The organism is Infirmifilum sp. (assembly GCF_049970975.1).
Taxonomy (GTDB): Archaea; Thermoproteota; Thermoprotei; order Thermofilales; family Thermofilaceae; genus Thermofilum; species Thermofilum uzonense.
On sequence record NZ_JBMFLX010000073.1, the window covers coordinates 1 to 6,630 of the forward strand.

Sequence of the window (6,630 nt, forward strand, 5' to 3'; positions counted from 1 at the left end):
ATGGTTAATAAAACGAAATAATAGATAGGCTATAAAAGTTTTAAATTTTCCAGTAAAGAATATAAATACCCTAAACCAACTACTTAATGTATGGCAGGAAAAAAGAAACTCTTGGCACTACTTCCTATAGCATTACTATTCCTATCATCCACGGGTTTGGCAGCTCAACTAAAGAACAGTCAGCTAAACCTCTATGGACAACAATACGAGAATACTCTTGTCCTCATAACGCCTTCGAACAAGAATCTTCTTAATGCTATAATTCCAGCGTTTCAGAAATACGCGAAGGAAAAGTTAGGAGTAGATGTAAAGGTTCAACTCATACAGGTCGGTTCTCCAGAGGCCATGAACAGAATTATAGCCTGGGGCGGAAAGCCAGACGCAGATATATTCTTTGGTGGTGACCTCATCTATCACTGGAAAGTCAAGGCACAAGGTCTACTTGAGAGGTACAAGCCAAACTCGCCTTATTATGACCGCCTCCCCTCCGTATTCATGGGTTTTCCATTGAAAGATCCAGACGAAATGTGGCATCCTAAGCTATGGTGGGGACATGGGCCAATGTATAACCTAGAAGTATTGAATAAGTTTGGACTCCAGCCTCCTAAGACCTGGGAGGAACTTCTCGATCCAAAGTGGAAGGATTTAATAGTGATGTGTACTCCTTCAAGATCTTCATCGACCTTCATCAACGTTGCAGTTATAATGCAACGTGAAGGCTTGGACAAAGGATGGGCGTTCTGGCGGCAACTAGCTGCAAATGTTGGCACATTTGTTCAGAGGAGCGCTGATGTCGTAGAGCTTGTCCAGAAAGGAGAATACGCGGTGGGCTTTACATACAGCCAAGGCGCAATTTTTGCTAAGGCCCAGGGTTACCCTGTTGGAATGTATATGGATCCCACAGGCTTCATAGTATCGGGAGTTTCACTTCTAAAAGGAGCTCCTCACCCCAACATCGCTAAAGCGTTTCTAGACTGGTGGTATACTCCTGATGCACAGCAGGCAGCTCTTAGCGCTGGCGGAATTCCAGTGCTCCCAGATGTTAAAATTGACGGTCCACCTGGTTCACCCGCTGCTATTTTGAAAGAGTTTCTTGGCGGGAAAGATACGATATATGATTACCTACAATCCTTCAAGAATGTACAGTTCTACAACTTCACCTTTGCTGAGAGCATCTACAACCAGGTAGCCAAAGAGTTTGATGACACAATAGTAGCTAAACACAACGAGCTGAAGGATGCCTGGGCTACTATCCTTGACGCTAAGACGAAGGTGGCCGGTGTGCCCCAGGCCGAGGCGAAACTCCAGGAGGCCATACAGCTCTTTAACAAGGGGAATTATGCACAGGCAAAAAGCATCGCGTTGGAGGCTGTCAATATAGCCGCTACGGCTCCTAAGGGTCCCTCAGCCACAGACATAGCCCTATACATAGTGATTGCCATTGTAATCGTTGGAGCAGCATACTATGTGTACTCGCAGAGGAAAAAGAAGTCACAAAAGCAATGATAGTGTAATAAAAAAGATAATGTTTAATGTTTTTTGGCATCATCTTTAAATGGTTCTCTATGATAAGCGTGATGGATTAAAGGGAGATAATATGGTCTCTGTTCGCGTTGAAGACGTATGGATGCTTTTTGGAAACGTTAAGGCCCTACAGGGAGTAGACCTTGAGGTGAGAGAAGGAGAGATGGTTACCCTATTAGGGCCTAGCGGATGTGGGAAAACCACACTTCTCAGGGTAATAAGTGGCCTCTATAAACCCACTAAAGGAAAAGTGTACTTTGACTCCGAGGATGTAACTGATAAAAACCCTTGGGAACGTAACGTGGGTCTTGTCTTTCAGGATTATGCACTTTGGCCTCACCTGACAGTTTACGACAACATAGCATATGGTCTTAGGCTTAGAAAAGTAGAACAAAGAGAGATAAAGGAACGCGTAAGAGGCGTTGCCAGGCTTCTAGGTATAGAGGAATTATTAGACAGATACCCCCATCAGCTCAGTGGTGGTCAGCAACAACGTGTAGCTCTTGCGAGAGCCATTGTTATCAATCCAAGCGTAATGCTCTTAGACGAGCCTCTAAGTAATTTAGATGCCAAGATACGCATAAACGTCAGAACCGAGATAAGAAAACTCCAAAAGAAGCTTAACATTACATCAATTTACGTGACACATGACCAAGAGGAAGCGCTTGTACTCTCGGATAGAATAGTGGTTATGAACCATGGAAGAGTAGAACAAATTGGTACACCTTTCGAAATCTACTATCATCCAAAGACTCTATTTGTCGCAGACTTTGTAGGGCAAGTGAATATAATTAAGGGAAGAATTAATGGGATGGATGAGAGTAGACACCTAATAGAAGTTGATAGCGAGATCGGCCGAGTTCTCGTATCTAGCGACCAAGATGTAAAAAGTAGCAGCGAGGTCTACCTTATATTTAGGCCTGAGATGGTAGAGGTATCAAAGGTAAAGCCTCGTGAAGATAACGAGTCTACGATAGTCGAGGGCATGATCGATGCTGTGCAGTTTCTAGGAAATATCTTACGAGCAGACGTCGCTGTTGGTGAAAAAAGGATAAGAGTAGAGCTTCATAATCCACTCTTCCGCGAGAAGTTTTCACCACAAGACAGAGTATTCGTCAGAATACCTGCTTCTAACATCAGGATTCTCACCGGGTGAAGATTGGAGATGATTGGAAAGTATAGCTTCACTGACATAGTGAGAGGGATACTGATAGCTTACGTCATATTTTTCATCCTTTATCCTCTAGTCTACTTCACTGTTTTTGTTCTGTCCCCTAGAAGTATAAATGAAATTTTCTCCTTTCTTTCAAGCGACCTCTTTCGAATCTCACTTAACAACTCAATTTATGTAACCATAATCACCACCATATTTACAACTATTGTTGGGGTTCCCTACGCATATTTCCTTCACAGGTATCGAATACCTGGTAAAAGCGTAATATTACCCTTAACATTCATGCCTACAATGGTGCCACCATTCGTTGGAGCATTATCTATAATATTCCTGCTGGGACGATTTGGAACTTTAAATCTGCTTCTCCTCGAGGCTAAAATTATAGATCGCCCAATCAACTTCATATATGGCCTTCACGGAGTCATACTCGTACAGGTGCTCACTCTCTTCCCTTGGATCGCCATTAATGTCTATAACAGTCTGCTTAAACTAGATAGGACGCTTGAGGAAGCTGCAGAGTCCCTGGGAGCTGCCCCTCTACGGCGTTTTATTACAGTTACACTTCCAGGACTTATGCCTGGGCTGATAACAGGGTTGTTTATGGTAGCCTCATTCTCCTTCACAGACTACGCCACGCCTATAGTCTTAGGCCAGTACCAACTTCTAGCGCCACAAGCATTCGTCAACATACAGCAAGCAATAGACGAGTCTAGAGTCCGGACTGGAGCCTATATGGTTTTCTTTATGTTGATGATCGTCTTAGCCCTTTTCTTCGTTACTAAGCGCTATCTCACAACGAAGGAATATGCAAGTCTTCGCCTTCCACGCCCTGTCGAGGAGATACCGCTTAGGGGGGTAGCGGCTAAGCTTCGGGCAATGTACATCTATCTTATGATCACGCTCGCTTTGCTCCCCCATGCATACGTGTTCATCATCAGCTTTTCAAAGGTCTGGAGCTTCACTCCTTTTCCTACAGTATACTCACTTGAAAACTTCCAAACAATACTGTCCAGAAGCACACCATTTATCAACACGGCTCTCTATGCAATCACTGGTACTTTGATCTGCTTTCTAACAGGAATGTTTGGAGCCTATCTTGTTGTCCGCACGAGACATCCTTTAAACGATTTTATCGATGCATCACTCTCAATGATGTTCATAGTTCCAGGTATAGTAATAGGAACTAGCTATCTGTTCGCCTTCAAGAAAGACATACCCTTAGCGGGATTGCTGGGTTCTGTGTGGATCATAATGCCTCTCATGCTGGCTACCAGGAGAATAAGCTACACACTTCGTTACTCGTACGCTTCTTACCTACAAATTAGGAAAACGTTAGAAGAGGCAGCATACGTACTCGGCGAGACCCCGTCGCGGGCATTCTTAAAGATAGTGGTTCCCAACGCTATTTACGGCATTCTCGCCGGAACAATCTTCTCATTTATCGAGATAGTGAACGAGCTAACAGCCTCGCTATTCCTTTACAGGCCTGGCTGGGAGACCATAACAATCCAGATGTTCGTCGCCATAACGGCAGGCGAGTTGAACATCGCGGCCGCATACGCTGTAATCCTTTTCCTTGCCTCAGCATTGCTAGCTGTCCTAGCCATGAGATTAGCGTCTCGAAAATAAGCAACAATACTTCCCTGGTCCTTGTGGGAGGTTTTCACAATTATTCTCAAGCAAAATTGTCAAGCCACGTCCCGGTCTGAAAGCATTGACGTTATTATTTCTGTTATTGTGTCTCCCGCCTCACGAACACTTCGTGACATCTCTGCTCCGAACTCTATTTTTTCCACTTGGATTCCAATAAGATAGGTCTTTACCTGAAGCATATCCACTAATATGGCTAGAGGGATGGAGTGCGTGCTAATTGGTACGGGTTTAAATTCTGATCCAGGTACCGGGGCAACCAATATGCATCCCGGCTTGAGGCCCATGTCCACAGCATCGATAAGTATGAGTACATCAGGTTTCTTCTCTTTAATTTTACGTATATGGAGCTCCGGGTTAGGGCCCGCTACGACTACGTATTCACCGAAGCCCTTTTTAATCAGCTTTCTAGCGACATAAAATCCGACTCCATCGTCTCCACTTAGAGGATTTCCTATCCCGACAAAAACCACCCTTAATCCTTTCAGCGTTTCGAGTAGCTCCTCAAGCTCTTTATGGCCCCTGCACCCGTCGTTCATAACCTTCTTTCATCATATTATCTAAGGAAACCTTAAGATATGTCTTGCCTGGAGGCAAACCTTAAAGTTGTAAAAAATGAATATGTATAATATCGAGTATGGACTCTGAACATGAGAGTCATGACAGAGGCACTAAGCATTGACGCTATCGCCGGTCTCCTCCTAATAATAACTCCACTAATCCTTCTAGGGCTCTTCAGGAAGAACGTTTTATCTACCTCAATCATAACACTCGCCCTGGGAAGCATCCTAGCGATCAGCCAAGCCAAAACCCCAGTGCTCGTAAGCTCTCTCTATAACGGAGCGTGGACCGGTGTCCAGATATCCCTGCTTATCTTGGCTGCAATCTTCTTCTATGTCAACTATATATCGCTTGGCTATCTAGACTCTCTCCGGAGAAACATAAAACCGGGTAAGGGGACGGAGCTCTACTTGGCTGTCTTCTTCTCAGGATATATTGAAAGCATGTCAGGTTATGGAGTTTCACCCGCTGTAACAGCACCAATACTCTTGAACCTGGGGACCACTGCCCTTATGGCGACAACGCTCCCGATGTTTGGACATGCATGGGCTGTCCCCTTTGCGAGCCTTGGCGTCCCCACTCTTGTATTGTCAGGCGTCACAGGTGTGGATGCCCGTCCTCTAGCCATGGAAACCGCACATTTACTTACAATTCCTCTAGCATTAACCGTCATAACTATAGGTCTGATGGTGAGGCCCTCCTTTAAGGCATTCTCGATTGCTTTGCTCCTAGCCTTCTCGACATATATCTTTGCAGGGGCAGGTCTCTATACGGCTATTTTACTTGGTTTAACGGGTTTTACTGTGGGTATTCTTATCACGCAGGGATTCTCGCCCACAGTCAGCGTAATCAAAGGTCTTCTACCCTACCTCTTGCTATCAGTAATAGTCATCGTCCTAAGCATTATCGGGCTTAGAGGCTTAGTGTGGGTGACCCTTTCCACGATCCTAACAGCCACGCTACTGGCTTTTTGGAATAGAGTGGGAATACTGGACAAAGTCAGGCGAGCAGTGAAAATGACGAGGAACACGCTTCTAAGCATTGTCGCCTTCTCTGTAATAGCCGAGCTGTCAAAGCAGGCTGGATATGCAATATCTCTTGCAAGGCTGATAGCATCTCTATCCGGAAACTGGTATACGGTCATAGTTCCCTTCGTAGCCCTTATAGGATCCTTTATTACGGGCAGCGCGACTAACAGTAATTTCCTACTGGGTGCACTTCAGATGGCATATAGTGACTTTGCCGGCATCGACCCAGTGTTTGTTTTAACGTTGCAAAATGCTGGCGCCGGTCTGGGGAGCGGGCTTGCCCCGGCGAAGATAGCGATAGCGGCATCTACGACAGGGGGGTCAAAGATAGAGAGTGAGGTTTTTAGAAGGAGTGCTTTAATGATACTGCTACTAGTCTTATCATTGACGATTACAGCTGTTCTGAGAATTCTCTAGGATGAGATGCCCCCTAGAAATTAATTTGGTACATGGTACGATTTATCCTTCAGTTATTTCGCTCAAGAGGATTCGTTTATTTTAGTAATGTATTCTAATAAAAGAGGATAAAGATCTGAAAAATCTACATGGAAAAAGTCGAAGCAAATAAATAGGGAAGTTTAATGAAGGTAGCAGGGGGAAGGGAGGGTAACCTCGCCCGGGGATAGGGTTAGATTATAGCAACCCTCCTTTCTTCCCCCTTATATTTATTTTTAACGCGCTGAGCGATAACCC

The 6,630-nt window shown here is 44.7% G+C and carries 5 protein-coding genes; 4 read left to right on the forward strand and 1 reads right to left on the reverse strand.

Going from position 1 to position 6,630, the window contains the following annotated elements:
• Window positions 1–90: 90 nt before the first annotated feature.
• The 3 genes from ACP5KC_RS08050 (at window position 91) to ACP5KC_RS08060 (ending at window position 4,327) form a co-directional block, all read left to right on the forward strand.
• A complete protein-coding gene (locus tag ACP5KC_RS08050; RefSeq protein ID WP_424740933.1) occupies window positions 91–1,506 on the forward strand; it encodes an extracellular solute-binding protein in 1,416 nt (471 codons plus the stop codon).
• A 91-nt stretch (window positions 1,507–1,597) separates the two neighbouring features.
• The gene (locus ACP5KC_RS08055) at window positions 1,598–2,680 is read left to right on the forward strand and encodes an ABC transporter ATP-binding protein (protein ID WP_428287218.1); all 1,083 of its coding nucleotides are present in this window, start codon (window positions 1,598–1,600) and stop codon (window positions 2,678–2,680) included.
• 9 nt (window positions 2,681–2,689) lie between these two features.
• Entirely contained in the window at window positions 2,690–4,327 is a 1,638-nt protein-coding gene (locus tag ACP5KC_RS08060; protein WP_424738846.1) for an ABC transporter permease, read from the forward strand.
• A gap of 59 nt (window positions 4,328–4,386) precedes the next feature.
• Here the strand turns inward: ACP5KC_RS08060 and ACP5KC_RS08065 are convergent, their stop codons facing one another.
• Complete coding sequence (locus ACP5KC_RS08065; RefSeq protein WP_052883698.1) at window positions 4,387–4,887, reverse strand: hydrogenase maturation protease; 501 nt, start codon at window positions 4,885–4,887, stop codon at window positions 4,387–4,389.
• Window positions 4,888–4,998: 111 nt separating this feature from the next.
• Between ACP5KC_RS08065 and ACP5KC_RS08070 the strand changes: the two genes are divergently transcribed.
• Window positions 4,999–6,354 carry an L-lactate permease gene (locus ACP5KC_RS08070; protein WP_428287219.1) on the forward strand — a complete coding sequence of 452 codons (1,356 nt, stop codon included), beginning with the start codon at window positions 4,999–5,001 and terminating at the stop codon, window positions 6,352–6,354.
• Window positions 6,355–6,630 lie beyond the last annotated feature (276 nt).